The organism is Variovorax sp. P4_D9, from assembly GCF_056401695.1.
Map to the genome: position 1 here is coordinate 1 of NZ_JBFUIU010001094.1, position 2,443 is coordinate 2,443.

The following is a 2,443-nucleotide window of genomic DNA, read 5'->3' on the forward strand; positions in this document are numbered from 1 at the left end:
CTTCAAAGACCGCGCTCACCAATACAGAGCCCAATTCATGCGACTCGCGGGTCGGCTCGTACATCAGCGGCTTCGACGTATCTGCTTCGATCGCGCTGCGCAACGGGCCATGCTGTCCCGTGGTGTGACCAAACTGCTGGGCGAGCTGTGTCAGAAGGCCGGCGTCTTCGAGCTTGCCCTTGCAACGGTCAATTGCGGTCAGCAGGACCTCGCGGTAACTGAAATGCTGAAAGATCGCGACCAGGTCCGCGAAGGCCTCATGAAACGCAATCACGTCAGGGCCGGTGGGCACACCAAAATGCGAGCGCAGCCCATCCAGCAGCGCATGAGTCACCTCATGCGCAATGATGTCGTGTGACAAGGACGTAAACACGAAGCCACCCGGAAGCGCTCCCTTGTCGGAACTGTCCTTGTCAGCTTCAAAGTACCCGAAGCGAATCTCACCCTTGGTGCGCTCCTTTGTGTAGTAGGCATTGCGCATCTCGCTGTCATGCACCCGAAGAACGAGCTTTGCAGGCGCGCTTTCATTCCCGAATCCCCAGGCGAGATTGCGACCCAACGCCTTTCTGAACGCCGAGTAGACGTTGCTGCAGACCGCATAGACCATCTGCTGATGGAAGCGTGGATCCGATGGCGAAGGCTTGTAGCCATTGCCGATCAGTACAGCATGGTCGTCGAGATCCGCCATTCGATAGGGGTGGTCAGGCTGCCCATTGCTGCCATCCACGGCGAAGAGGGCACCAATAGGTCCAGGCTCGAGCGGTTCGAAGGACACATTGATCGTCGCGGTTGCCCCGTCGAGCTTAGGTACCGCAGGATCCCTCGTGTAGATGCGAAGTGGGCGGTAGAGCGGATCGTCATCCGTCCGCTGATACGGCGATACGGGCTGGCGGCGAACGGCCTCGCCAATCAAGAAGCGGATCCCTTCGCCCGGCCTTGGCGCGGCTTGGCCTCCCTTCGCCGAGGTAGCCACTGCCTGCGTCGAATCTCGGCTTTGCGCCTGCGCTGAGACTGATTCCGTCGTCGTGGCAGCCCCGCGATCGACTGGCGCCGTCATAGCGCAGCCTGGCGTGTGGCAAGTGTTGTGACAGCCTCGCCSAGGCAAGCGATCGTGCGCAAAAGCTCCGTGTCGCCGGCCGACGCTGGTTCACCGCTCTGGCGGATCGCCTTCGGCACCGCGCCGCGCGGCGACAGCAGCCCCCATGCGCCGGTGTCCTTGATACCGTCGAGCATCGGATGCTGCCGCGGATTGGCCCCAAAGCTGGTAATGACGTGCTCAATGAATTGCTGGTTCGTCAACGCGTCAATGCCTTGTGCAAGCGCCCGGGTGGCCCGTACCGTGAATTCTCCGTGGCCCTGGCTCTCCCAAGCGACTTCGTGATCCTGGCACGCAGCAAACTTCACCACCCGCATGGCCCTGCTACTGACAGCTCGGGTCGCCCCGTCGTCAACCAAACGCTTGCGGAAAGCGATATGGGCTTGGATCACCTCGGGGGTGGGAATCAAAAATCGCCTGCGCTCGTCAAGCTTCGGTGCAGCACCGCGCTGCGGCGCGCCCATGGCAAAGCGGGTGTTTGTTCCCGAGTGGCAACAATCCATGAAGATGGTCAGATTGACGCCCTCGGGCAAGCCCGCCAAGACCATAGAAATGTCGTCGTCGATGTAGAGGGCGCCGGACTCAAAGTCGACAGGACAGATGGCCTCGTCATTGCCATCATCTTCATCGCCGTCGAGATCCGGCATGAAGGTACCGTGGCCGGCGTACTGAAACACGATCACGTCGCCGGCACGGCTGCGGCTGATCAGTTCGCGAAGCTGGGCGTCGATCGCCGCACGTTTCGCGTCTCCGTTGATCAGCATGGTCGTGTCGAAGCCGAGATGTTTGAGGGCGTCGGCCCAAGCATTTGCATCCGCAACGCAGCCCGCCAACGCATTGGGCCCTGGGTAGCTATCGATGCCAACGCACAACGCCATCCGCTGCCCCGAAACGCTGGTCGTCGGGTAGGCACTGGCAGACAGTGCGGCGGATGGGAGGAGCGCTGGGCTGGTTGACGCCACTGCCGGTGCCGCCGGCAACGTTTGCGTCACCCGCAAAGCCGCCAGTTCCGGCGGCAGGTCGTACTCCTGAACCCACGGTCTTCCGGCACCCACGTCGCGAGCGCCACCGTATTCGACAATCGTGTCCGCGTCATCATTGCCCAGAACGCGACGCAGGACACTGTTCATGGTCGGGGCGTCATCGTCGAACCCACCGTGCGACGTGGAGGTGCTCGCGGAGCGACCGGTGTCTCCGGGGGTCACCGACCACACCACTTCGCCATCTCCTGCGCCACCGTCCAAGCCCAGCAGCTTTTTGAGGTCAGCGTCGCTCCGCAGGGACTCTTCCAGACCCAGGATCGGCGTCTTGCGGCGATCCTCAAGGGCGTAGTAGATGAGGTAGAGC

General features: G+C 62.0%; 1 protein-coding gene and 1 pseudogene. Both read right to left on the reverse strand.

Going from position 1 to position 2,443, the window contains the following annotated elements:
- Nucleotides 1–913: pseudogene (locus AC1DY5_RS51370) on the reverse strand (hypothetical protein); the annotation flags it as partial.
- 140 nt (nucleotides 914–1,053) lie between these two features.
- Nucleotides 1,054–2,443, reverse strand: a 1,390-nt coding sequence (locus AC1DY5_RS51375) for a caspase family protein (protein ID WP_478121974.1), incomplete at its 5' end; no start/stop codon positions are given.